At 41.7% G+C, this 25115-nt stretch carries 20 protein-coding genes and 1 pseudogene; 6 read left to right on the plus strand and 15 right to left on the minus strand.

Features of this window, described 5'->3' with window-relative positions; all coding sequences use genetic code 11:
- Positions 1-116: 116 nt before the first annotated feature.
- The 8 genes and pseudogenes from G4P69_RS19330 to G4P69_RS19365 form a co-directional block, all read right to left on the minus strand.
- Positions 117-272 (minus strand): hypothetical protein, encoded by a 156-nt coding sequence (locus G4P69_RS19330; RefSeq protein WP_208344955.1) that lies wholly within the window; start codon positions 270-272, stop codon positions 117-119.
- Positions 273-487: 215 nt separating this feature from the next.
- A complete protein-coding gene (locus G4P69_RS19335) occupies positions 488-685 on the minus strand; it encodes a hypothetical protein (RefSeq protein ID WP_208344956.1) in 198 nt (65 codons plus the stop codon).
- A 39-nt stretch (positions 686-724) separates the two neighbouring features.
- Positions 725-868: a hypothetical protein gene (locus G4P69_RS19340; RefSeq protein WP_208344957.1), complete on the minus strand. Its 144-nt coding sequence runs from the start codon at positions 866-868 to the stop codon at positions 725-727.
- A 50-nt stretch (positions 869-918) separates the two neighbouring features.
- The gene (infB, locus tag G4P69_RS19345) at positions 919-4089 is read right to left on the minus strand and encodes a translation initiation factor IF-2 (protein WP_208344958.1); all 3171 of its coding nucleotides are present in this window, start codon (positions 4087-4089) and stop codon (positions 919-921) included.
- A 478-nt stretch (positions 4090-4567) separates the two neighbouring features.
- Positions 4568-4837 (minus strand): YlxR family protein, encoded by a 270-nt coding sequence (locus G4P69_RS19350; RefSeq protein ID WP_208344959.1) that lies wholly within the window; start codon positions 4835-4837, stop codon positions 4568-4570.
- A gap of 562 nt (positions 4838-5399) precedes the next feature.
- Positions 5400-6734 (minus strand): annotated as a pseudogene (nusA, locus tag G4P69_RS19355) (transcription termination factor NusA); the annotation flags it as partial.
- Between the two features lie 140 nt (positions 6735-6874).
- The gene (gene rimP, locus G4P69_RS19360; protein ID WP_208344960.1) at positions 6875-7336 is read right to left on the minus strand and encodes a ribosome maturation factor RimP; all 462 of its coding nucleotides are present in this window, start codon (positions 7334-7336) and stop codon (positions 6875-6877) included.
- Positions 7337-7509: 173 nt separating this feature from the next.
- Entirely contained in the window at positions 7510-8955 is a 1446-nt protein-coding gene (locus G4P69_RS19365) for a hypothetical protein (RefSeq protein ID WP_208350900.1), read from the minus strand.
- Between the two features lie 246 nt (positions 8956-9201).
- Between G4P69_RS19365 and G4P69_RS19370 the strand changes: the two genes are divergently transcribed.
- Positions 9202-9912 carry a peptidoglycan-binding domain-containing protein gene (locus G4P69_RS19370; protein WP_208350902.1) on the plus strand — a complete coding sequence of 237 codons (711 nt, stop codon included), beginning with the start codon at positions 9202-9204 and terminating at the stop codon, positions 9910-9912.
- A gap of 59 nt (positions 9913-9971) precedes the next feature.
- Here the strand turns inward: G4P69_RS19370 and G4P69_RS19375 are convergent, their stop codons facing one another.
- Positions 9972-10865, minus strand: coding sequence for an SDH family Clp fold serine proteinase (locus tag G4P69_RS19375; protein WP_208350904.1), 894 nt, complete (start codon positions 10863-10865; stop codon positions 9972-9974).
- A gap of 175 nt (positions 10866-11040) precedes the next feature.
- A complete protein-coding gene (locus tag G4P69_RS19380) occupies positions 11041-12984 on the minus strand; it encodes a serine/threonine-protein kinase (RefSeq protein WP_208350906.1) in 1944 nt (647 codons plus the stop codon).
- A 258-nt stretch (positions 12985-13242) separates the two neighbouring features.
- Between G4P69_RS19380 and G4P69_RS19385 the strand changes: the two genes are divergently transcribed.
- Positions 13243-14151: a c-type heme family protein gene (locus G4P69_RS19385; RefSeq protein ID WP_208350908.1), complete on the plus strand. Its 909-nt coding sequence runs from the start codon at positions 13243-13245 to the stop codon at positions 14149-14151.
- A gap of 43 nt (positions 14152-14194) precedes the next feature.
- Here G4P69_RS19385 and G4P69_RS19390 read toward each other — a convergent pair whose 3' ends face one another.
- The 3 genes from G4P69_RS19390 to G4P69_RS19400 all read right to left on the minus strand — a co-directional run bounded on the left by G4P69_RS19390 (position 14195) and on the right by G4P69_RS19400 (position 17954).
- Complete coding sequence (locus tag G4P69_RS19390; protein WP_208350911.1) at positions 14195-15433, minus strand: serine/threonine-protein kinase; 1239 nt, start codon at positions 15431-15433, stop codon at positions 14195-14197.
- A 332-nt stretch (positions 15434-15765) separates the two neighbouring features.
- Positions 15766-16710, minus strand: a complete 945-nt coding sequence (locus G4P69_RS19395; RefSeq protein ID WP_208350913.1) for a phosphate/phosphite/phosphonate ABC transporter substrate-binding protein — start codon at positions 16708-16710, stop codon at positions 15766-15768.
- A gap of 32 nt (positions 16711-16742) precedes the next feature.
- Positions 16743-17954, minus strand: a complete 1212-nt coding sequence (locus G4P69_RS19400) for a histidine kinase (protein ID WP_208350915.1) — start codon at positions 17952-17954, stop codon at positions 16743-16745.
- Between the two features lie 1055 nt (positions 17955-19009).
- On the opposite strand from G4P69_RS19400, the gene G4P69_RS19405 reads away from it, so the two are divergent.
- The 4 genes from G4P69_RS19405 to nblB all read left to right on the plus strand — a co-directional run bounded on the left by G4P69_RS19405 (position 19010) and on the right by nblB (position 23660).
- Positions 19010-20413, plus strand: coding sequence for an S-layer homology domain-containing protein (locus G4P69_RS19405; protein ID WP_208350921.1), 1404 nt, complete (start codon positions 19010-19012; stop codon positions 20411-20413).
- Positions 20414-20853: 440 nt separating this feature from the next.
- Entirely contained in the window at positions 20854-21921 is a 1068-nt protein-coding gene (locus tag G4P69_RS19410) for an SGNH/GDSL hydrolase family protein (protein ID WP_208350922.1), read from the plus strand.
- Positions 21922-22140: 219 nt separating this feature from the next.
- Positions 22141-22608 (plus strand): CBS domain-containing protein, encoded by a 468-nt coding sequence (locus G4P69_RS19415; RefSeq protein WP_208346328.1) that lies wholly within the window; start codon positions 22141-22143, stop codon positions 22606-22608.
- Between the two features lie 383 nt (positions 22609-22991).
- Complete coding sequence (gene nblB, locus G4P69_RS19420; protein WP_208350923.1) at positions 22992-23660, plus strand: phycobilisome degradation protein NblB; 669 nt, start codon at positions 22992-22994, stop codon at positions 23658-23660.
- A 206-nt stretch (positions 23661-23866) separates the two neighbouring features.
- On the opposite strand, the gene G4P69_RS19425 is transcribed toward nblB, so the two are convergent.
- Together G4P69_RS19425 and G4P69_RS19430 are read right to left on the minus strand one after the other, a co-directional pair.
- Entirely contained in the window at positions 23867-24385 is a 519-nt protein-coding gene (locus G4P69_RS19425) for a DUF456 domain-containing protein (protein WP_208350925.1), read from the minus strand.
- A 5-nt stretch (positions 24386-24390) separates the two neighbouring features.
- On the minus strand, positions 24391-25044 hold the full coding sequence (locus G4P69_RS19430; protein WP_208350927.1) for a cofactor assembly of complex C subunit B: 654 nt from the start codon (positions 25042-25044) through the stop codon (positions 24391-24393).
- Positions 25045-25115 lie beyond the last annotated feature (71 nt).

Below are 25115 nucleotides of genomic sequence, written 5' to 3' on the forward strand. Positions count from 1 at the left end.
TACAGATGTACTAAAATTTAGCGCTCCCCTGTGCCAGTTGCGTAAGTCCTGGCACATATTCTCTATTTTTCCTAGTTTACTTGAATATGTGACCCTCTCTAGCAAATTTTGCGGTTCTAGTTTTTTTGAGATTCATTTTGTGGTGTAAAGTCAACTAATACTGTGCCTGACGGTGATTGTTTAGCAGGATGAGGTAGTTTACCGGCTTTCCACCAACGCCAAGCAGTTTTGTAACTTACTCCAATGTGTTCGGCGTACTGTGATAATTTCATATTCTCAATTTAGCCATATTTGTCTATTTATGGGAATACTTGTCTATATTCTTTATAAAAATTTACAATACCTGAGAGTATTCGCTAACTCAGTAGTAAAAAACGATTATCTTGCTCGCCTACATTTAGCCGAACAAGATGTAGTAGTGTATCACGAAAAGACGACATCTACAGAGAAGTTATTTATTTTGACTTTTTATTGTTGCCTTGTCGTACTAATAAGCTAAAGTTTCTAAAGTTTCACGCAGGTACCTCTGTACTTGCTGATCAAGTTCAAGCTCTTGAAATTGAGCGTGATGCTCCAACAGCCAACTTTGAAATCCGGAACTGGCTGCGATCGCGTACTTTAAACTATTCCATATTTCGGCATTAGCAGCGAAGTGGGAATTACTAGAAGCTTGAATCCGAGCCATAGTTTCTCCGTCCTCAGTTTTTCACAGAGTTGTTAATAATTACTCGTTGGTTGATGGTTGGTTAAAATTTAACAGCAACCACCAACAACTCATAACTACAGAAGGAGTCAGAATTCGGAATTCAGAAGGAATGAGATGGGGATTTAAATCCCATAATTCACTTGCCATTAAGCCAGCATTCATAATACTGACTCCTGACTCCTGACTCCTGAATTCTTTCTTATCAACACTTTCTACTTAGACATAGAGAGTGTGCGGCGCTTAGTAACCATTTGGAAGGCTTCGATGATGTCATTGTCTTGCCATTCATTGAATTTATCAACGCCGACACCGCATTCATAGCCGGAACTCACCTCACGTGCGTCTTCTTTCATACGCTTGAGGGAATCAAGGACACCTTCGTAAATCACCTTACCACTGCGACGTACTCGCAGCCTACAGTTGCGAAGCAGCTTGCCTGACTGAATATAGCAACCAGCAACAGCTCCACGTCCCACAGGGAATACAGCACGTACTTCGGCTTGTCCAAGGGGTTCTTCTACCAACTCTGGTTCTAGGAGCCCTTCCAAAGCACCTTGAATATCTTCTAAGAGTTTGTAGATGATATTGTATTCGCGCACGTCAACGCCAGCTTCATCAGCAGCTTGTCTTGCCCCACTAGCGTAGGTAGTATTGAAACCAATGATGACGGCTCCACTAGCTGCAGCTAAGTCGATATCCGTTTGGGTAATTTCTCCCGCTGCCGCTAACAACATGCGTATCTGCACCTCGTTTTGCGGAATTTGCTTGAGTGATCCGACAATAGCTTCTACAGAACCTTGAACGTCTGCCTTCAGTATCAAGTTCAGTTCCTTCAACTCGCCTTCTTGCGCTTGAGCAGAAATGGTTGTGAGGGTAACACGTCCTTGCATGAGGCGAGATTGACGTTGTTTGTCGGCACGATCACTTGCAAGCGCTCGTGCTTGTTTTTCATTTTCAAACACTTCAAAATCGTCACCGGCTGCTGGCACATCGCTCAAGCCCAGTACTTCGACTGCAAACGAAGGAGAGGCAACTTCTACTCTCTTACCTCTATCGTCTACCATCGCCCGAACTTTACCGAAGGCAGAGCCAGCGACTAACATATCGCCCACATGTAAGGTACCGTTCTGGATTAGTAAGGTAGCAACTGCTCCCTTTGCTTTATCCAGATGTGCTTCAATTACTGTTCCTTTAGCAGATCGATCTGGGTTAGCAGAAAGTTCAGCCACTTCTGCTACCAAGAGAATCATCTCTAAGAGGGTATCTAGATTTTCTCCCTTGATTGCACTGACGGGAACCATAATTGTTTCGCCGCCCCATTCTTCTGGTGTTAGACCGTACTGAGTCAGCTCTTGCTTCACACGATCCGGCTGTGCGCCCTCTTTGTCAATTTTGTTAATTGCCACAACAATTGGCACTTCAGCAGCTTGTGCGTGGCTAATTGCTTCTATTGTTTGAGGACGTACACCATCGTCAGCCGCCACAACTAGGACAGCAATATCTGTCACCCGTGCACCCCGCGCCCGCATAGCAGTAAAGGCTTCGTGACCGGGAGTATCTAAAAACACGACTTGTTGAACTTTACCATCATGTTCAACGTCTACATGGTATGCTCCAATATGCTGAGTAATACCACCAGCTTCACCAGCAGCCACCTTGGTTTTACGAATCGAGTCAAGCAGAGTGGTTTTACCATGGTCTACGTGACCCATAATCGTTACTACTGGTGGACGACGGAGAAGATGTTCTAGATCTGCCAAGTCGATCATTTCTGTGACTTTGCGTGCTTCAGCTTCTGGTTCGCCGGTTTCAACTTCCACTTCAAGATCGGTGGCGATCACCTTAATTGTAGGAACATCCAGATTTTGGGTGATACTGACCGCCATACCTTTGATAAAGAGAATTTTTACAATCTCTGTATCCGCAATTGCTAAAGCGTCAGCCAGTTCTTGGACCGTCATTGGCCCCATGACCACAATTTTTTCTGGACGCTCTTGCTTTTGATCAGGTTCTCGACGACGGTTTTGGTCACGAGATGTGCCTGGCTTTTTGACTCTAGCCGTTGGGCTAACAGTAGTCGTCGTAGGTTGTGCAGGCTTGGCTGCTTTGGGTTTAGGCGGACGGGCGATGGAAAGACTTACTTGGACTGTAGCTGGTATTTCCAGTCCTTCTTCATCCAGGAAATCATCCTCTAGTAAATCATCTTCAATGATTGGCTTAGTGCGTTTTCCTTTAACAGCTCCTTTACCAGCCTTACCTGATTCTTTGACTTCGTCAATTTCCTCTTCTTGCCACTTTTTAGCAGTCTTAGATGGACGAGGTGGTGTTGGACGTTTAAGTTCAAGAATTTCGGGTGGAGCAATATCATCCTCATCCAGGACCTCTGTTTTTGCTGTTCCTGGCGGTGCTGGTTTTACCGGGGCCGTAACATTTAAAGAAGCTGCAACTCCTGGTGATTGTTCTGGACGTGGTGGTCTTGGTCTTGGCATGTCAACGCCTTGACCTGGTGCAGATGGTTTATTAGCCCTCTGATCTAGTTTTACTGGCGGTCCCGCAGAACGAGCCGGTCTTGGTGATGGAGTTTGGGACGTTTCTGTATCCCTTGGCTTGCTAACCTTTGCTTTATGTTGCTCGCGTGTTTGTTCGCGATCGCGTTTCAGGATCGGTCGCTCACTAATACTTGGTTGGCCGTCTGAATCAGTTGATTGCTCAGACGCTGGTCTTGTTGGTGGAGCGGCCAGATGTGGTTTTTGCGGTCTGTCTGGTCTTGCTCTATGGGGTGTACCAGTTTTTTCTGGTGCTGCTTTGCCCTCTTGCTGTTTATTCTTAGGCGTTGTGGGCGTTGTAGGCGTTGTAGGCGTTGCAGGCGTTATTTCCGCCGCATTGTTGTCTGTGACAGCCGGTTCTTGGGTGGTCTCAGACTGATTCCGGGGTACAGGTCGGGTTGGTGCCGTCGGCTTCATGGGTGAGACTGGTGGCGCGAAAGGTCGGGGAGGTGAAGGAGAAGAAGACACTTCAGAAGAAGCAAGTTGGTTATTGGTAGCGACGGACGCCTCTGAGGCGTTGTGATTATTATTTCTCAATATTTTGGGTTTACGAATCTCCAAAATTTGTTGTTTATTAGGTGCAGCAGGTTGGTTACGTCCGCTCGGTTGTGGTGAATTTGGTCTATGGCTGTTTCCGCCATTATCCTTTTTCGGCGTCATATTTGCCGCCGCCAATTTCTCTGCTTGTGAACGGATACGCTCTGCCTCTGATTCTGTAATCGTGCTGCTATGGCTCTTGACCGCAATATTGAGCTGGTCGCAAATTGCTAATAGCTCTTTGTTATCCAAATTTAATTCCTTTGATAATTCGTAGATTCTAACTTTGCCGTTGTTCATCCACTCTTCCCCTTTAATTTACAGTTTTAGCGGATGGTTGCCTGGTTTGCGACATCTCCATCCTTTGATTACTGTGTTTGGTTGCCGTTATCGGTTTTGCCGGTGCCTCCAATTAGGAAAGAGAGATGTTTCGGTTCATTGCTGGCATCCCCACCGAGAATTATGGTTGACGCCAAATTGCGCACGAGCGCTACCAGGTTGCCATTTTGTTGTATTTTTTGGTTTTGCTGATTCTGAGTCTTCCACGACACAATCGAGTCAAACTTGTTTGGAGTATTGCTTAGCCCTTTAATATATTTTTAGAGCTATTGCTGGACACTCTTTTTCTATTTTTGCATTACAAGGGCAATCACAGAGGTTGAGATGATAGCACAATTAGTTCGGCTGTCGCCACAATTTCTCTAGTAATTACCGTTATATACGGTACTTCTAAGTAGGTTTGTTTTTAGAATTGCTTTGAGCGTATGCTCCAAAAGGGTTAGCCTGACCCTGGAGACTGGCAAATCGCTAAACGTTGCCACAATGTTTGGTACAGTGTTTCTGGCACTGGTGCGTGTAACGATCGCCCAAGACGATTCTTTTTTTGAGCCGCTTGTAGGCAGCTCTGCTGGGGACATATGTAGGCCGAACGACCCATGCCCTTATCTAATTGTACCTGTCCTGACGGAAATACGCGGACAATCCGCCAAAACTCTTGTTTTGTGCTTACTTTACGGCAACTAATACACCGTCGTTGATTTGGCTTCATTGGTGTTGTAGCTGCCTCCTTGGCAATCTGCCCAGATTTATAAAAAAGTCTTATTTAAATGTCACTACTGTCTCTACCGATTCATCGTTTATAAATTTCAAAAATCTTATCCTCCAGTTTATCCTCATTTTTATTATTTTCGGGTTCTTGGTGCTTAATGTCATCTACTTTATAGTGTAGATTTAACTTTTTCGTTAGTTAGGTGCTAGGGATACAGCCTTTTCAACTTTACTATGGTAGATGCGCTCTTTAAAGTACAGCGTCTTTAAAATACTCAAACCTCCAGTGAATCTAAGATATTTTGTAATTTAACATTCTCTAATTCTAGGGTGTCAGCTAGCTTCTCGATAGCAAAGTCGGTTCCATACTTAGCATCCAGATTCACTAAGCGTTCTAGAAGCTGCTTTAAAACGTTTAAAGAACTTTCAATAATTAACACTCTAAAATTGTCTGCCGCTTCAGAATTTTCTTGTATGAAATCATTTATAGCGGCTTTAAGCTTTGGCGGAAAACCTTCAAAAGACTTTGTTGCTGTCTCTATCTTGTTGTGAGAGGCTTCTATCTCCTCGGCTTGATAATCGTCTTCCTCAGCCTGATCATCGTCGTTGATTTGTGGTTCTTCGTACTCATCCACTTCATCAAGCTCATCTATCTCTAGTTGATCGTCAAGCTCAAGCTCAAGATCATCTTCTTCCTCTTCCTCTTCTTCTTGTTGTTGTAGTAAATATTGTGCGCGTGAAGCCGCGAATTTGGCATCTTCTGCTGCATAATCGTACCTAGCTTTATCTTTTATGTCAATTTTCCAACCAGTAAGACGAGCAGCTAAACGAACATTCTGTCCTTCTTTCCCAATAGCTAAACTTAGCTGATCATCAGCTACCAATACATGAGTTTGTCGAGTCTCCGTATCCATAAGGCGCACTTCATCTACACGGGCAGGACTAAGAGCATTAGCAATATATGTTGCTGGATCTGGAGACCAACGAATAACATCTATTTTTTCACCACGCAATTCGTTAACTACCACTTGAATGCGTGATCCCCGCGCTCCAATACAAGCACCCACAGGATCTACGTCCCGATCAAGAGTGTCAACAGCAATCTTAGTTCTAGGACCAACATGACGCGATGGAGGATTAGCTTCTCGTGCTACTGCAACAATTCGTACCACTTCATCCTCAATTTCTGGGACTTCGTTGGCAAACAGATAAACTACTAAACCAGCATCAGCTCGAGATACTAGCAACTGTGGTCCCCGTTGTTGACCTTGGGAAACTTTTTTGAGATACACCTTAAAAGTGGCATTTGCACGGTAATTATCATTAGGCAATTGTTCGCGCTTAGGTAATTCTGCTTCTACCTCTGGCTGACCAAAGCCACTTGAAACAGCCATGATCACAGATTGCCTTTCAAACCGCAGGACTCTTGCTTGTAAAACAGTCCCTTCTAAATCTTGAAACTCTTCTTGCACCATTTGGCGCTGCTGATCCCGAAGTTTTTGCGCTAAAACTTGCTTAGTTTGCATCGCCGCCATACGACCAAAATCTCTTTGTTCTGGGGTTACATCCAGCACAACTTCTTGTCCTAATTGGGCTTCGTCACCGCCCATGTCTTGAACTTGTTTAAGAGAAATCTCATGATCGTTGTTCAAGATTTCTTCAACTATAGTTTTAGTAGCAACAACGCGAAACCCTTCTTCTTCAACATCAAGTTGTACATCAAAATTGTCAAAGTAATCTTCATCGAATTGTTTTCGCTCTAAGTTTTGCGCGCGGCGAAATCTTTCGTAACCTTTCAGTAAAGCTTCTCTAATAGCTGCTTGAACTGCCATTCTAGGCAAATTACGCTCTTGACTAATTTTTTCAATTAAATCTTTTAACCCTGGTAAAGTAACCATTGACATAAGCAATCTCCTTAATTTTTACGCAAACAGCCAGCATAAGCTACGAGTTATAAGCTAAGAGTCAGGAGTTTAAAATTTACAACTCTTAACTCTTAGCTGTTAACTCTTAACTTTTAGCTGTTAACTCTTAGCACTTAGGTGTGTTCATCAAATTGCACCTTAGTGACTACGGTGCGAGGAATTTCGATAGAACGACCTTTTTGGTTCAAGTAAACTTTTGTCTCATCCCGACGAATCAATTGCCCAATCCACTGTTCTTGTCCGTCGTGAGGTGGGGAAGTCCAAACGATTACAGGAAACCCTTTAAAAGCAATAAACTCTCGGTCAGTGATCAACTCCCGTGAAATACCAGGACTCGATACTTCCAATACATAGGCATCTGGAATAATCTCCGCCGCATCTAATGAAGCTTCTAAAGCACGGCTCATCCGTTCACAATCATCTAATCCAGTATCCTGATGAGGATTACGGATATCTACTCGTAACACTGGCGGACGTTGGTTCGTGTGGAAAACCACGTTAACAACTTCTAGTTCCAGTTTTTCTGCCACTGGTGTTGCCAATTGAATAATTTGTGGGACTATAGGATGAGTCATGCGATAATTCAACAAAAAAAGTGGGCGGTGACCCACTTCCTGCGATAGGGATATCTTCCAAGAAGTCTTGGCGGCGAAACTATGTAGATTCGCCTCTCATTCGAGTTTAGCGCATTTCTTTTAGAGCGAAAAGTAAGATAGGACTAAATCGTGGAGAATTACAATCAGGTTGTTTATTCAGGAGGTAAGATGGCAGAGTTCTTACTGCTAACCACTGGTTGAATTGATACCTGAGTTTTTAATTGTCCTGTTTGCGTTAGTATCTCAGCTATTTCCTCTTCAGATAATTTCTGCACGTAGTTTAGCTTCACCTCTTCTAAGAAATCTAAAAGCAAACTTTGAATTTCAGGGAGTACGTGTTTTTTCTGGATTTCAGAGCCCAAGGCACTGCTAAAGCGTTCCACCAACTGACTAGAAAGTTTTGCCGAAACAGGATCTTCCATAGATCTCACAAGAACATTGTAAAGGTTTGTCGCGATCTGAACTGCCAATTGCTCGCTTAAATCGGTTTGGATTTGACCAACTAATGGTACGGTTTTCAAATTCCGGTAGATTGGTGATTGACTAAGCGCACCTTCTATACTATGGCGTAAAATAGCAGTTATTTCGGGCTGGATCTGCGGTAAAACTTGGTAAACAATTGTTTGTGCCAATATACTCGCTATTGCTTCTATTTCGTTTAAATTATTTATATCTATATAAGGACGTTGGGTCTGTTTTTGAAAAAGCCAGCGTATTAACTCTCCTCGCTGAATAGAACCTTGGATCTGGTTAATTACCCGAACCACAACAATTTCAGTGATTTCTTCGGCAAAATTTGATAAGATTCCCAGATGTACTTGCTGCCTGACACTTCGGAGACTGATCACATGGGCATGGTCTAGCCGAATTAAAACAGGTATAAACCGTAACCAACGCCAAAAGGGTATCAGTAAAAATAAGTCGTACCAGCGCCACAAAATTGCATTGAACCAACTAAAGCCCGGATGGCGGCGTTTAATAAATAAGCTACGTGCTAGCAACTCTAGAGAAAATAAAATGACAAAAGGTAAATCAATACGCCAAAAGTTATCAACAAATTGACCGCTTTCCCCAAGGCGGCGGTAATAATTCGTTGCAATTAAAGGAGCTATTTTTTCGTCAAAAAAATTAATTTCTTGCTTCCAATTGTGCTGCAATAAATATGCCTGACTCCAAAAAATTGCAAAAGAACGTTTTGCTGATGTTTCTCGGGTGCGATCGCGCATCCGATTTTTGATTTTTTCTAACGTCCCACTTTTACCTGCTGCTGCAAATGGGTTAGTGTCAATCATTTCAGCGCTTAAACCCTGGAGCGTTTGCAGCGTTGTTGCTACCTCAGGCGATCGCAATCCTACTTGACTAACTTGATGAGATAGTGTATGAACAACCTGTAGATAAGCTTCTGTTTCCCGATGGGGTTCGATAGCCTTTACCTGATCATAGACATGAGTCAGTCCTGGCAGCCTTCTTAAGTAAAAATTTCGCCAAGGAATGTAACTTAAGTCAAATAAAACTAGTAACAAGTTGATTGTAGCAACGACTGCCAGCAATTGCTCCAACCATAAATTACGCTGCTTGGATGAGTTCTCGTTGGCCATTCCTGATCTATGGATTTAGGTTATGTTTTTGCAGTTTTCTCAGCCTATATTCTTCCCTGAACAGAAAGTGCTCTTATAGTAAGTTGTAAAAATGAAATTATATATACGTACCAAATAGTTAAATTAAACCATAACACTTAAAATCATCAAAAATCTTTAATTATTAGAGATAAATAGGTTAAAGAAACTTAAAATGCAACTGTTAACGTCAAGATCCTGACGATTCGACTAAAAGGAGTTTAAACCATGTGGTGTGGGTTTGGAAGAGCAAGTGCTACAGCTGCTGTTATTTGCTTTGTAGCAACTAACGCGATCATGTCCGACACAGCTTTTGCTGTGAAGAAATATACACCTAGACAATTTCGTGCTGTGTTGCAGGGACTAGGGTATAAGGTAAATGTATCAAATGCACCACTAACTGATGCTGAGACAAAAGCAGCTATCAAGGAGTTTCAAACCGGGTATAAGCTAAAACCTGCTGATGGAGTTGCTGGACCAAAAACTGAAGAATTTGCAGCACAAATAGTGGAAATTCTCCAAGCCAACTTAAATTTGGTCCTTAAACCTAAATCTCCTCTTCCTCGAAATCAATATTATGGTTCCCAAACCCAACTGGCAGTAAAGCAGTATCAGAAGAAAAATCAGTTACCAGAAACTGGAATTGCTGACTTAGCATTGCGGCAGAAGCTAGATAAAGAAGCTGAGAACTTAGTCAGTTCTCCAGCTTCCACCTCTACCCCAACTAAGAAGCCATCAACAAAGCCCAAAGCTTCACCAACCCCAACACCAACGGCATCACCGGAGGAAACATCAACGCCTGAAGCTACATCAACACCAACCGAGTCTCCTGAAACGACATCAACACCAACAGAGTCCCCTGAAGCTACATCATCACCATCGCCTACCAGTACATCGAAGCCTAGTGCTAAACCTACCACTAAGCCGAGAAAGAAATAGTAAATAAGAATTCAGGATTCAGGAGTCAGAATTCAGAATAATTCTGACTCCTGAATTCTTCAATCATGAGTGGTTTTTTCTTCTAATGGTCTCCCCTTGGGGATAGGTAGAATTGGGCGGCGGTCATCGTAGGGCATGGGAATATATTGTACGGTCGGGCGTCCGCCTTGCGGTTGTGGGTATAAATCCATAAGATCATAAATAGTATGGGGCAGTCCAACTGTAATGGGCAGCCCTATTTCTGTTGCTTCTTCAACAGTGATCGGGTAGTCGTGGGTAACACGCCCAGTAGTCAGGAAATCAACGATGTTTTCGATATTTTCCGGCTTAACTTTTTCGTTAGGAATATTATCCTTGAGGAGCGTTCGCACAAAGTTTTGTACCTGACGAATAGCTTTGCGGGATAGATCTCCCATAATCAGGGTTTGATCATCAATTTCGCTAATCGGCTTATCTTCAATTACTTTGAGGATACTAGCTGCTGGAAAATTACCAAGCTGAGGATCAACTGGTCCCAGAACAGCGTTAGCATCCATAACAATTTCGTCAGCAGCAAGGGCAAGCATTGTTCCACCACTCATCGCATAATGTGGAACAAAGACTGTAACTTTTGCCTGGTGACGAATTAAGGCTCTGGCAATTTGTTCTGTTGCTAAAACCAAACCACCAGGGGTGTGCAAAATCAAGTCTATAGGTACATCTGGTGGGGTGAGGCGGATTGCACGTAAAATTTGTTCTGAGTCTTCGATTGTGATGTAGCGGGATAGGGGAATTCCTAGTAAACTGATAGACTCTTGACGATGAATGAGTAAGATGACTCTACTTTTACGTTGTTGCTGAAAGTCTTGTAAGGCACGCAAGCGACGAAACTCTATCTGACGTTTCTGCCATAAGGGTTGCAGAGAAGAAAGAAGTAGAAAAATCCAGAATAGATCACCAATACCAAAGCCCATAGGATTGATTGTTCACGACTAATGGTTTCGACATTATTGTCCCAATTTTGAGAACATAAAAAGTCTATCTTAGAGGGGATTGGGCATGGGGCATTAGGCATGGGGCATTGGGCATGGGGCATTGGGAATTGAGGGTTTGACTAATTCCTGCTCCTGAGCTTCTGTGGGCAATTGCTTAATCCCGTTGCCATACCTTAACAGTATTGTCATCACTTCCGCTGACAAGGGTTTGCCCATCGGGACTGAATGCAACGGATCTTACATAGTTGGAATGACCGCTAAGAGTGCAGATTTCTTTACCTGTATTGATTTGCCAGAGTTTGATAGTTTGGTCCCAACTGGCGCTCGCTAAAATCCCTCTGGGTTCTCGTTGCTCAAGTGAACTTGGGGGAATTGGGCTGAAGGTGACGGAAGACACAGCATTTGAATGTCCTGAGAAGGTGCGGATTTCTTGACCATTGCTTACTTGCCACAGTTTAATCTTTTTGTCACTGCTACCGCTAGCAAGAATTTTGCCATCGTTGCTCCAAGCGATCGAATTAACATAGAACGAATGACCAGCAAAAGTCAGAAACTCTTGACCACTAATTACGTGCCATAGCTTGATCGTATAGTCAGCACTAACACTAGCTAACAACTTTCCATCAGGACTAAAAGCTATTGACAAAATAGTGTCGGAATGACCACTAAAAGTGCGAATTTGTTTACCACTACTGACTTGCCATAGTTTGATCGTGCTATCAGCTCCGGCGCTGGCGAGTAACTGTCCATCTGGACTGAAGACTAAGGAGTTCACCCAGTTTGAGTGAGCCATGAGAGTCCGAATTTCTCTACCGGTAGTGACTTGCCATAGCTTGATAGTGTCATCCCAACTACCACTAGCCAGAACCTGTCCATCTGGGCTAAAGGTAACAGTATGAACCATACTAGAATGACCAGAAAACCAACCACCAAGCGAACGCAGCAACTTCCCCGTATCTAATTGCCACAACTTAATAGTGCTGTCATTGCTACCACTAGCAACAAGTTGCCCGTTGGGACTAGTGGCAACGGTATGAACCATGTTGGAATGATCTTTGAGGGTATGTACGCATCGCCAATTCTCTGGAAACACAACAACCGGCAAAGATTTTGCTCGAGGTGCAGTCCCTGATTCCCCGCTTTGCTTTGCCACTGCTTTTTGCGATGGTTTTTTTGGAGCTACTAAAGGTGATACTGCTTTAGGATCTGCTGCAGGTAATAGCCTAGTGCTGATCGTCTCTATCGGATCGATTGGAGATGATAACATTAAGCTGTTTTTGGCGTTCAATAACTCTAACCACTGCTGTATGGACTGGGGTCGGGAGTTTGATTTTAACTCCATTCCTCGAATAACTGCCTGATTAACTTTGTCACTGATCTTAGGATTTAAACGTTGTGGCGGAATCAGAGGAATATTCTTGGCTCTATCGTATGCACTTGTGGGAACTCTGGAAGTAATTAAACTATATAAAGTGGCAGCTAGGCCGTAAACATCAATATATTCTCCCCTTGGCGCTTCTAATTCATACTGCTCGAGAGGCGCAAAACCGGGAGTGCGGTACACCGTATGTTTTTGGACAACGTTGGGTACAAATTCTCTAGCAATACCAAAGTCAATGAGTACTGCTTCTAATTTACCCTTGCGAATCATGATATTACTTGGCTTAATGTCTCGATGCAGTAAGCCTTTACGATGAATGACTGTCAAAGCTTCACCAATCTGCTGAATGTAAAGCACCGCTTCTGATTCTGATAACGGTCCTTTTTTTTCCAGGCGCTTACCTAAGTCTTCCCCTTCCACATACTCCATTGCGATGCATGGTATGTTGAACTCATCGAAGATTGTTTCTATCTCGACTATATGGGGGTGGCGACAAACAGCCAGTCGCGTTGCTTCGTCACGGAAGTCTTGCTTTAATTTAGTCTGATAGGGTTTCCAATCAGGATTATTTCGAATTTCTTCTTTAAGAGTTTTAATGACCCGTAGATCACGCTGTTTGTTTCTGGCAAGATAAGTTATACCTATTCCGCCTTCACCTAATTTTCTTTCGATGACATAGCGCCCTTCAAACAGCTGCTGCCCAGGATTCCAAACCATTAGTCAAAGTTACCAAGTTATGTTATTTATTGTGGCACGGGATCGCGGTAGGTAGTAGACTGCAAAAGGTACCTCTCCTAAAATCCGAGATTTCAGGCTTGGGAAGCGTTTTGAGATTGTATTCAAGATTCTGAAATCACATTGATAATTTTTGTTAAATTTAGAAGGCAGTACGATTTCAGTATTTCTAATGCGGACGTATGCAGAGCCAAGTTGTAGTTATAAAGAACCTTATTTTATTCTTAGAACGCTCAAATTATGTTAAAAAATCTTAACCTAAAACAAAAATTTACAATTTTACTAACTATAATTCTTGTCGTCGGTCTAAGCTTGAGTGGATTAACTCTATCTTATTTACTGAGGCAAAACGCTAGTGATGAAGTTGCTGCAAAAGCTTTAGCACTGATTGATACAATGACTTCTGTACGTGACTACACTCTTAAACAAATCACTCCAGAACTAACTGATAAACTAGAGACCAAATTTTTACCACAAACTGTATCGGCTTACTCTGCACGGGAAGTTTTCGATATTCTACGACAAAAATCAGATTATCGTGACTTCTTCTATAAAGAAGCAACGCTCAATCCTACCAATCTTAGAGATAAAGCTGATACTTTTGAAACAGATCTTGTAGAGCGTTTTAGAAAAGACAAAGATTTAAAAGAGTTGACTGGATTTCGCTCAAATCGTGGCGACGAGACATTCTATATTGCTCGTCCACTTGCAATACGCGATCAAGCGTGTCTGAAATGTCATAGCACGCCAGAAAATGCACCTAAAACTCAGATTGACCAATATGGTACGGCGAATGGATTTGGATGGAAGTTGAACGAAATTGTTGCAGCTCAAATTGTCTCACTTCCAACTAGTAAGGTGATTCAAAAAGCCAATCAATCTTCTGTTCAGATTATAGGACTTGTATTTATCGTTTTTATATCAGTTATTGTTTTAGTTAATATTTTCTTAAATAGGCAAGTTATTCGTCCCCTGAAACAGATCACTCGGGTAGCTGAGGAAGTCAGCACAGGGCATATGGAAGTAGAGTTTGAACAGCTCTATAATGATGAAATTGGCAAGCTTGCCCAAGCCTTTAAACGTATGAAGTTAAGCCTAGAAATGGCAATCAAAAGAATCAAACGCAACACAGGAAGTACGGAATATTAATTCTTGAAATACGGTGCGCTACAGCATTTTGTCAAAGCGCACCCTACTGGCTGAAAAGTCTGCGTCTAAATTCGAAAGCTGCTTGTGTTTCTGGGATTTCCCTGGCTAATAATTCAACAAATTCATAAGGTGAAATATACGGAGTTTCAGCTAATATTTCTTCTATAATCAGACCTGCTATTGGTCCTATTTGGTAAGCTAGCTCTTGACGACAACGCTGGACAAATACAGAGTCTAGCGATGATTGTTGTGGCGCTCTAGCTGTTGGTTGGTTAAAGTGTGTATTAGCTGTATACTGAGTATGCGGCTGCGCCATTGTTGGCAAAAAGTTAGATTCAGCGCCTACTACCGTGGGAGGCAAATCAAAAGATGTTGATGGTGACACTACTTGAGTGTACGAAACTTGAGTTTGCGAAAGATTCTCAAGATCTCTGAGGATATCGAGGGATTTTCCGTATCGTTGATTAGGTCTATCTGCCAGCATCTTATCGAGTATTTGCGCAAAAGCGTGGCTGACGTTGGCGTAGAGCTGCCAATTCCATTCTAAGGAATATTGATCTATCAGCAAAGATGGATCTCTACCTGTGAGCAATACAACTGCGGTTACTCCCAAAGCGTAAATATCGCTGCCTGGAGAACAAAATCCTAAGCTAATCTGCTCTCGGGGAGCATATCCCAGTTTTCCGACAAGTGACATTTTACTAGTGAGCGATAGCCTGTCCAAGGCGGTACCTTCATGAATGTTAGCGATTTGCTTCCCTACACCAAAATCTATCAGTACAGGCATATCCTTGCCGTCAGGTAACATTATGTTTTCAGGAGAAATATCTCGATGAATAATGTTGTGTTGGTGTATATATTCCAACACAGGTAGTAGCTTTTTTAGCCAATCTATAATCTCTGGTTCAGAAAAAAGTTTTCCTTGTGTTTGGCGATCGCGTAACAAGTTCGAGTAAGTTTTGCCGTTGATAAATTCTTGAACCAAGAATAAACGACCATCACCTTCAAAACAAGCTAAAAAGCGAGGGATTTGGGGATGTTCTAAATGATGAAGAATTTTTGCTTCTCTTTTGAATAAAATTCGAGCTTTTTCGAGAAAATTCTCTCCTGCCGCAACAGGTGCAAATTCCTTAAGAACACAAGGTTCGTTGAAACGACGCGTGTCAAAGGCAAAGTACGTTCTTCCTAATCCGCCTTTTCCCAGAAGTTTTTGGACGGTATAGCGATTATCAATTAGAGTTCCACATTGAATTTCTGGTTTTACTAATGGTTGTTGAGACATATAATAACTGCACTCCTGAGATGTTTTCGATAGATAACCCCGTTTCTTTAAATTTAATATGTTTTCTTGTGTGATTAAATTACATAAAGTTAATATAGGGCTGCCTTTTGAGATTAATGCACTCTATAGGGCACCATTATGCTTATACAGTAAAGAAAGTAAGAATTCCTAAAACAAGCAACTGAACAGCGAAAAAAACTTTGTTTCTTTAACTTCTAGAAACAAATTCTTTACACAACGGCAAGCAGAAACTCTTTTTCTTTGCTCTAAGTGTTTTTAGCGTTATTACAAGTATAATTTAATAATAGATAGTTTTGCAAGAGATAAGCAGTCTATTGTTGCGTGCGAGATCCGCTGTTGTCATTTTGTGTCCCAGTCGTCGTATCGGTAACAGCAGATTTACGGATGAGCAGCACAGCAGGCTTTTGTTTGCTTTGATTCTCTAGAGGTCTGACTTTTTCTACTATTTCAATAAATTGGTTGTAATTAGGTGCTTTAGCCGTAGGGACGTACCCGGCATCTGCTACAATATCACCAGGAGCATCTTTCATTGCTTTTTCGATTTCAGCTTGTCTGTTGCGATCTACAGTTTGTCCAACTAATACAAGCCCTATAGGTATCCATCGACTGGTGTGTAAAACTCTAAATTTTGCTTGAGGAAAACTTTGGTGATAAAGGTTGAAATCATTCTCAGACATGGCTCCGGCATCAACACTTTTGTCACTTATCCACTGGAGTACAGTTTTAGGAGTTGACGCAAAACGGATTTGAGCAAGAGTTAAGCCATACAAATCGTACAAAGGAACATAATACCCAGCAGCAGATCCTATCTCTCCTAAAGCAACAGTCTTATTAGCTAAATCTGATATTTTTTTAATTGGGTCATTCTCTCGTACTATAAGTAAAGAACGTTGTCTATTACTCAATCCTTCCAAAGAGAACAATGGGGCGTACATAGCTTTGCTAATTGCGATCGCTGCTAAACCTGGAGGCGCAAATACTATGTCCCACTTTTTCCGTTGAATTTGCTCGATGGCTTGCAATTCGTTGTACGCAGGCTCTAACTCCACAACAGCTCCAGTTTGTGTTGCCATGTAGTCTTTGAAGCGCTCATACCTTTGTAAAGAAACTGCGCCTTCTCCATAACTGACTACCCCAATAGTCAGTTTCTCTCGGTTCTCAGTTTGTTTACCTGAAGTGCATCCTCCTGCTCCTAGTAAATTTATAAACACTAGTAACTGAATTAGCACAACCCGGCGCAAAGTCGTCTTTTTCATTGAGGTTAAAATACGGCAATAAATATATCGAACTAACTGGGATAAACTGGCAAAGTGAAGTGAAACCATGCTCCGCCATCAGGAGACGAGTCTACCCAAATTCGACCGTAGTGCCCTTGAATAATCCTTTGGCATAGGCATAAACCTATACCATATCCATCTACGGCTCCATCACGCTCCAAACGAAACCGGTTTTCAAAAATGCGCTCACGGTCATCTTCTGGGATGCCAGGGCCAGTATCGCCAATGCTAAATTGGACTTTTTGGGTAGTTCTGTGAAGTCCGCAGATAGTGATAATACCATTCTCTGGGGTGTATTTGATGGCATTATCCAATAAATTTATCAAAACTTGACGTATCCGTTCTGGATCCGCATAAACATAGGGTAAATCTTTAGGTATATCTTTTTTAATTGTTAAAGATTTCCGGGCGTATTGATCGCTTAATTCCTCAAGTATTTCCAAGCAAAGTTTACCTAATTGCGTTTTTTGCGGTTGAATGAGAAATTCTTGATTATACGTACGACCAACCTGCAACAAACCAGTAATCATTCGGTCAATTATCTTAGTTTGACTCCGGGCTTGTTTAAATAAATGCACTGCCATAGCAGGTGTCAAGCGGTCAAATTCCCCTTTTTCGAGATTATAGTTCGAGTCTAGGGTTTCTATAGCGATCGCCATCGCAGTGAGCGGATTACGAAGGTCATGGGCTAACATAGCAATGACTCGTTCTTTAAACTGTAGCTGCTCTTGAAGTTTTTCCTTTTCCTGTTTCAGGCGAAAAATTTCATCTGATAGCGTTATCACTTCCGCCGAGAGAGCGATTGAACTGAATAACGAACTTGGCTCCTTAAGACGGCCATTTTCTTCTTTATCTATACTCTCTTGCAAGCTACTGTGTAATTTTATGTAAGCTTCAGCAGAGGCTTGCCAATGAGGCCAACATTCTTTTAATTCAGCAATAATATGACTACCAGCCAGAACATGTCTCGGTTCAGGATGGATTTTGACTAAAGCTGGCGTTGCTACCAGTTTAAAGTGTTCCGCCAAATACGGTTGTTGCGCAACTTCAATAATTTGCAGTTCAAATTTGAATTCAGCCTCCAATTGTTTTAAGTAAGCCTGAATACCTTGTACTTGTTGTCGGGAATTCGGGCGACCATCAACAAAAAGTAACAATTGTAGGGGAGCTTCAAAATAAATAGGTTGCTCTGGAGAAACTTGCATGTAGTCTTGTTTCAGCACTCGTAACAAACCAACGACGCTTTAAAGAAAGTAAGCTTGACTAGCGGTTGCTCGTCTTAATGGACATTTTTTTGAATTTAATATCTATTTTAGATTTTTCATGCTCCTATCCCACAAGGTTTTTAGAATGAGATTCAACTTAACATGAGTTTTCCCCTCTAGTTTTGCATGACTGCTATCTCCGGAAGCGCTCAGTAGTCTAGAATCTAGATGCCATCTTCGCTTTAGAAAAATATAAACGTCAAGTCAAACTATATGCTTTATAAGCTGTTCGGCATCTAGTTTTACAGGGCAGTCTAAGGTAGCAAAGAGGTTCAGGCTCTAAATTATTAAATTTAGATGCGCATCAGCTTAGGACTTTAAATGACTGAGTACAGCAATTGCCGACTGAGTCTAAACCTGAGTGCAATCACATTAGATTTGTCGTAAAGCAATTGACAGTTCATTTTAAACTTTTCAGCTTTGATCACCAATTGGCTCAATAGGGAACCAACCGGTTGATAACAGTTGATACCCTAGCACGAACCGCAGAGCAGATGTGTCCAAACTTAGAAAGGGATTTAACTCACTCCTTCCCCTCAACCAGCGTTGTGGTGCTGGCTCATAAGTGACTTTCCTCATTGGCACAACTTCGCTCACAGAAAAGCTGCAAAAGCACTTTAACAAACGCGGATTTACGCCAAGTTTTTTCCAGTGGCTAACACTGGCGTTTCTCTTATGTTGCTATCTTTAAGCTTATCACTATCTAAGTCGTAAGCATCAGCAACAAAAGAACGTCTATGAAAACTATTGCTTCCCTCTTGAGACGGAACGTTAAACCAATTGACAGTAACACTCAACAGTACCAGGAAAAATCTAAAATAGAGAAGTCAATGTTTTAAAGCACTTTATTAGACTTGCTCAGATTGTTCTCAATGGTAGGCTGTTTTTACAGCCATCGGTTTTCCTCGGTTACTGAAGGCTACACAGTTTCCAAACCTATTGGAGATTGTTTGATTAAGCGTGTTTTGGAAACTACCGAATCCCAATATATTAACGTTTTTGAGTGATTAAGAGTGTTTCACTATAAAAGTCAATCTGTCGCATTAGTGAGTTTAACGGTTTTACTCACCTCACTAACAGCCTGTTCCAACAGCCAAGTCGCCAAAAATATTGAGCAGACTTTAGCCGCCGATCCTAGTTTAAAAGACAAGCCAGTTACCTTTGGCACTCAAGCGCCAAATACTAAACAAAACCAACCAACCACACAAACAGTTCAGTTACCATCTGATTTTCCTAAAGAAATCCCCTTATATCCTAATGCCACCTTGGAAGAAGTTACACCTTCTGGTGGCTCAGATAGTGGTGTATCAACTCGCTGGCAAAGTTCTGACCCCAGCAATTCAATTACTACTTTCTATCGCCAACAGTTTCAAGCAAATAACTGGCAGATTTTGCAGCAGCCACCTGATGACCAACAGGGATCTTTTGAAGCGCGGCGGAATAATTTACAGATAAAAGTTTCTATTCAACTGAAATCAGTTCCTAATTCTACCACAAATCAGCCACATACAATAACGGAACTTGTCATTGAACACATACCCAACACCACTCCAATAACCCAAACAACCCCAACTTCTAGCCCCCAAACAACTAACGAGACTGTTCCTTCTCAACCTAGTACTTCCCCATCTATTAGTGCATCACCACCAAACGATTCAACAACCCAAGCAACACCAACGCCCCCTATAAATACTGTTGAGAAGGAAAATACAGCTACACCTGGAAATCAGGAAATTACAGATCTTAATAAAGCACCACAAGCTCTTAGACAATACATACAAGACTTAGTCGCTAATGGTATTTTGCCTGTAGACTCAAATGCTGTTAAGAGTAATAACGCTACAAAAATTCAGTTTCAACCCGATAAAATTCTTACCCGTCAAGAATATGCTCGTTGGTTAGTTGCTGCAAATAATGCAATGTATGCTAACAACCCAGCTAAACAGATACGCTTAGCATCAGAAAGCTCTCAACCAGCTTTTAGTGACGTACCAAAAACAGATCCTAATTTTCCTGCAATTCAGGGTTTAGCTGAGGCGGGGTTAATTCCCAGCCCTTTATCTGGAAATTCTACAGCAGTTTTATTTCATAGCAATGCGCCCCTGACTCGTGAGCAGTTGATTTTGTGGAAAATACCCCTCGATACTCGTCAAGCTTTACCCTCAGCCAACTTAGATACAATCAAACAAACTTGGGGTTTCCAGGATGCAGCAAAAATCGATCCTCAAGCTTTACGAGCACTACTAGCAGATTTTCAGAATGGGGAAAAATCGAACATCCGCAGGGTGTTTGGTTACACAACACTTTTCCAACCCAAAAAAGCGGTGACTCGCGCTGAAGCGGCTGCTACTTTATGGTACTTCGGTACTCTAAACGAAGGGGTATCAGCTCAAGATGCCCTGAAGTTAAAGCGTTAGCCAAATTGATATAGCTAGTACCGCAAGGAGGAATTCAAAATTCTGTTAGGAATACAGCGTAGGCTTTCCAGAGATTTTGAATGGTATGCTTATTTACGCGGCGCTGTACTAGGTAATCAACACTAGGTAGTAGGTAATAAATTATTGTACCAATGATCTAGGATTGCTATATTGAATAGTTTTCTCAAAAACTTAAAATAATTTAATCATTAGTGAGAACACAATTTGGGTAAGATCACTTAATCAGAGTGGGTAAGCCAAGTTGTTAAGTTTTTAGCATCATTTTACAAAAAGGTTGCTCTACTTTAAGTAATTGCGATTATCAATATAACTTATTTTTCGCAAAAAATTCATAATCTGTATAAAATAATACTTGTGGTATCTGCTCCCTCTGTGTTTGTCAAAATTGCGCAAAAATAAAAAGACAGGACAAAGCAAACGTGAAAAAACAACTTTTAGGGGCAGGATTTTTGCTTCTTTCTTTAATGTCGCCACTCAAAGCCTCCGCTACAAATCCTGACCAATTGTATATATTTGGCGATAGTCTTTCTGATACTGGTAATACGTTTAATGTCACTGGAGGATTAACAGATCCAACAAAAGCGACGCCTCCAGATCCTCCTTTCTTTCAAGGACGTTTTTCAAATGGCCAAGTGTGGGTAGACTATGTTGGAGACCAGTTAGGATTAAGTCCTACTTTATTTAGTACCTTACAAACTAGGACAATTCCCACCCAAGGTATTAATTACGCCTTTGGAGGAGCTAGTTCGGGTAAGGGTAACCTTGTGGTTCCTAATGCACCTTTACCAGGAGTGCTGGAACAAGTTCAAGCGTTTGCACAACCCTTACTCACCAGCAATCAAAAAGCTGACCCCAAGGCTGTTTATGCTGTATGGGGAGGTGGAAACGATTTCTTGTTTAGCAACCTTAGTGATAGCAGTCAAATAGTAAAGAATATATTAGACTCAGTGACATTGCTAGCTCAGGTCGGCGCTAAAAATATTCTAGTATTTAACTTGCCGGATTTAGGTAAGATTCCTTTCGCATATGCAAGGGGCGTTTCAAGTCAATTAACAGTTCTAAGCACAAGCTATAATTCCTCACTAGCAACAGGTATAGCAAATTTAAGGACAAATCCAGCTTTCACTGGTGTTAATATCATTCCTGTGGATATTAATTCGTTATTTAATCGGGTAATAGCTTCTCCAGAAGAATTTGGCTTCAAAAATGTTACGACTCCTTGTGTGATAGGTGATTTAAATAATATTGCGTCTGTATGTAATAATCCAGATGATTATTTGTTTTATGATGCTGTTCATCCCACAACAAATGCTCATAAACTAATAGCTGCAACAGCACTCTGCTCAATTAAGTTCAAGACTATTCTTGGATTTTCGTCAGTACCGGATACGTTTAAGTGTGGTGGTTTTGGTACACTGGAAGTCTTCAAACCGAAGCGAAAACAGTACTACAATTTTCCAATCCCTAACTTTAACGGGGTTAGATGACATTTAGCATGTTCAGTTTTAAAAAATTGCTTACTCAGAAGCGATAGCGAATCGGTGCGGCGATCGCCAATTGTATTGATTTATTACAAATGTTTTTTCAGACAAAGTTTGAATAACTCAGCTATTCCTCCACACATATACCTCTGAGGCTGTTCTTAGAGTGTCCGAAATTGGACTAAAATAATCCCAGAAAGGTTAATACTAAACAAAGCCAAGCAAATGCCTAACACTGTTGCCGACGTAATGACTCGTGATCCGATTGTCGTTAAACCTGAAACTCCCTTAAATAAAGCCGTTCAAATTTTGGCAGAACGACATATCAGTGGGTTACCAGTTGTGGATGATGCTGGTAAATTAGTAGGTATTATTTCGGAAACAGACTTAATGTGGCAAGAAACAGGAGTCACTCCTCCGGCTTACATAATGTTTCTTGATAGTGTCATTTATTTAAAAAATCCCGCTGCTTACGAGCGTGACTTACATAAAGCTCTAGGACAAACAGTTGGGGAAGTTATGAGTAAAAACCCTATTATTACTATTTCCCCTGAAAAAACTGTCAAAGAAGCTGCGAAAATTATGCAAGACCACAAAGTTCATCGCTTACCAGTACTTGACAGCGAGGGCCAAGTTATTGGTATTCTCACTCGTGGTGACGTTATTCGCGTAATGGCAGCCAGTCAAGAGTAATTCTTGTTAAGTAGGTCGGTACAAATAAATCATCATTGGTTTGTAGTTGTGCTCTAGCGTACCCGCATGGCAACTACAAATGTTTTAAGCTGTTTTATAAAAGAATTCAGAATACAGGAGTCAGGAGTCAGAATACACCATCCCTTTATGGTTAGTGTATTAAGAAAAGTTTCAACCCCTATCTCAGGAACGAGTAGATGAGGTTTTTACCAATATTTATTCTTCTGACTCCTGAATTCTGACTCCTGAGTTCTTTTTGATAAAACTTTACCTAGTTGGTATTATTCTTGCCGACTTACTTAGTTGTTAATGGTTAGTAGAACAATTAACACTTAACAACTCATAAAATACCTTTACCTTTTTTAACAGAGCGAGATAAATAAATGAGCATTACCCCTGAGTCTGTGAAGCAATCGCTCAGTTCTGAAGATTTGGGCGATCGCTTTCGCGCAGTCAATCAAATACGCCAGTTAGATCCAGCCGATGGGTTTGAGTTGATTCAAAGTGCGATCAAGGATAGCAACGCTCGTGTACGGTACTCTGCTGTAAGTCAATTGGATACCTTGGGCGGACAAAATCTAGACTTATCGTTAGAGCTATTGCGAAACTTGCTTGATGATCCTGAGCCAGATGTACAAGCAGCAGCCGCAGACTGCTTAGGAGCTTTGAAGCTGGGTGCAGCCTTTGACGATTTACAAAAGCTCTATTTAACCAGTAAAGAGTGGTTGGTGAAATTTAGTATAGTCGCCACGCTAGGAGAATTGGGTGATCCACGAGGGTTTGAGTTACTTCAAGTAGCGCTTTCATCTGATAATGAATTGGTACAAACTGCAGCTATTAGTTCCCTAGGAGAATTAGGAGATCAACGAGCTATTCCCTTACTAGCTCCGTTCGCCACAAATCCAGACTGGCAGATTCGCTATCGGCTAGTACAATCTCTAACCAATTTAAATAGTATCGATGCCAAACCTATATTAGAGACTTTGGCAGATGATCAAGTAGAACCCGTAGCTAATGAAGCTAAAAAAGCTTTAGCTTCGTTGTCTGCTTAAAAATTGATGAACAGGGTGTAGGGTGTAGGGTGTGGAGAAAATATAAACCCACCCGCTCATAGGTGTGGTTTCAACCGTATTGTGATGAAAGAATTTTTGAGTGCAGCAATGCACTCGGCTTTAAACCGAACTTGGCAGGCGCTCTTTTTGAGCCTACACCCCACACCCGCCCCAAAGGGGCTTGGTTAATTTATATTTCTGTTTTCCTAGCCACCATAAACCTGTGTCCAAGTAGTAGCGACGAAAACGCCAAAAGCCGCGATCGCGAGCATCCCTTGAATCACATTCCCAACTAACGTACCTACCACAATTCCAATTCCTGCTTTAAAAGCTAGTGGTAAATTTCTTTTATAAATAAACTCGCCAATAATTGCTCCTAAAAGTGGTCCTAGTAACATTCCTAGCAATGGCCCACCAAAGGGTAAACTTGGTAATAATCCTAAAAATCCTACTAAAAAACCGACACCCGCGCCAATTTGTCCCCACTTACTGGCACCTGCTTGTTGTGCACCTAAATACCCAGCTAAAAAATCAATTCCTATACTCAGAAGTAAAACAATTGTTGTCACAATTAAGGGTATCTTGATCGCCACAAAAGAACCGCTAACAAATCCCCAAATAACGATCGCAAGTAATATTAAGCTGGTTCCAGGAATGGCTGGAACTACAGCACCAACAATACCCACAATCATTAGAGCTATCAGTAACCAGTAAAGAATTTGCATAAAGTTTATTTTGTCGTTATCCCGCCGTTCAAGGTAACAGCTAATTTATCAGCAATTCCCGCAATCCAGTTTTCGTCTTGTTTGGTGTAACTACGAGGAGCATTTGCTCCTAAAATTAGCACTCCTTTGTCACCAATAGGTTGACAAATGACCCCTTGAGTGTTATCCGGTAAATAATTAAACTCAATCCGACCTGGATAAACTTTCAAATCAACTAGATAAATTGGCTTTTGTTTTTCCAAGACACGGCTTAAAATTGGCCCTGGCACGACTTCAGACTGAACACCCAGAATACCCCGACGCAACAAAACTTTACCATTATAAAAAACGACAAGCGATCGCGTCACTGTATTTGTTAAAAGCAAATGTGATGCCCAAGCCAGTTCTGTTTTTACCAAGTCTGGCAAATCAGGATCAAGAACAAAGCCTTCCTCTCCAATTAATTCCACAGTATCAGGCAATCGCGGCTGAACCTGCTGCCAAATTAAGCCGGTTAAAATTAGGACTGCACTTAAGATAACACCCAGCGCATCTGCACGCGCTTGGGAATCTGTTATTTCTGGTGTTAGCAACCGGTTAAAGAGCAAAAGCACAGCGCCCAACCCTCCAACCGCAATGGGTAGACGCCGCAAAACGCGGTTAGTATCAGGTTTATTCATAAGTCAGAAGTCAGAACTCAGAACTCAGGAGTCAGGAGTCAGAAGTCAGAAGTCAGGAATCAGAAGCCAGA

Origin of the sequence: Aetokthonos hydrillicola CCALA 1050 (assembly GCF_017591665.1) — a bacterium.
Lineage (GTDB): Bacteria > Cyanobacteriota > Cyanobacteriia > Cyanobacteriales > Nostocaceae > Aetokthonos > Aetokthonos hydrillicola.

Excerpts from the sequence above, each read along its gene's own strand:
- G4P69_RS19330 (WP_208344955.1), bottom strand. The coding sequence starts at position 272 with ATGAAATTATCACAGTACGCCGAACACATTGGAGTAAGTTACAAAACT.
- G4P69_RS19335 (WP_208344956.1), bottom strand. The coding sequence starts at position 685 with ATGGCTCGGATTCAAGCTTCTAGTAATTCCCACTTCGCTGCTAATGCC.
- G4P69_RS19340 (WP_208344957.1), bottom strand. The coding sequence starts at position 868 with ATGAATGCTGGCTTAATGGCAAGTGAATTATGGGATTTAAATCCCCAT.
- infB (WP_208344958.1), bottom strand. The coding sequence starts at position 4,089 with ATGAACAACGGCAAAGTTAGAATCTACGAATTATCAAAGGAATTAAAT.
- G4P69_RS19350 (WP_208344959.1), bottom strand. The coding sequence starts at position 4,837 with ATGAAGCCAAATCAACGACGGTGTATTAGTTGCCGTAAAGTAAGCACA.
- rimP (WP_208344960.1), bottom strand. The coding sequence starts at position 7,336 with ATGACTCATCCTATAGTCCCACAAATTATTCAATTGGCAACACCAGTG.
- G4P69_RS19365 (WP_208350900.1), bottom strand. The coding sequence starts at position 8,955 with ATGGCCAACGAGAACTCATCCAAGCAGCGTAATTTATGGTTGGAGCAA.
- G4P69_RS19370 (WP_208350902.1), top strand. The coding sequence starts at position 9,202 with ATGTGGTGTGGGTTTGGAAGAGCAAGTGCTACAGCTGCTGTTATTTGC.
- G4P69_RS19375 (WP_208350904.1), bottom strand. The coding sequence starts at position 10,865 with ATGGGCTTTGGTATTGGTGATCTATTCTGGATTTTTCTACTTCTTTCT.
- G4P69_RS19380 (WP_208350906.1), bottom strand. The coding sequence starts at position 12,984 with ATGGTTTGGAATCCTGGGCAGCAGCTGTTTGAAGGGCGCTATGTCATC.
- G4P69_RS19385 (WP_208350908.1), top strand. The coding sequence starts at position 13,243 with ATGTTAAAAAATCTTAACCTAAAACAAAAATTTACAATTTTACTAACT.
- G4P69_RS19390 (WP_208350911.1), bottom strand. The coding sequence starts at position 15,433 with ATGTCTCAACAACCATTAGTAAAACCAGAAATTCAATGTGGAACTCTA.
- G4P69_RS19395 (WP_208350913.1), bottom strand. The coding sequence starts at position 16,710 with ATGAAAAAGACGACTTTGCGCCGGGTTGTGCTAATTCAGTTACTAGTG.
- G4P69_RS19415 (WP_208346328.1), top strand. The coding sequence starts at position 22,141 with ATGCCTAACACTGTTGCCGACGTAATGACTCGTGATCCGATTGTCGTT.
- nblB (WP_208350923.1), top strand. The coding sequence starts at position 22,992 with ATGAGCATTACCCCTGAGTCTGTGAAGCAATCGCTCAGTTCTGAAGAT.
- G4P69_RS19425 (WP_208350925.1), bottom strand. The coding sequence starts at position 24,385 with ATGCAAATTCTTTACTGGTTACTGATAGCTCTAATGATTGTGGGTATT.
- G4P69_RS19430 (WP_208350927.1), bottom strand. The coding sequence starts at position 25,044 with ATGAATAAACCTGATACTAACCGCGTTTTGCGGCGTCTACCCATTGCG.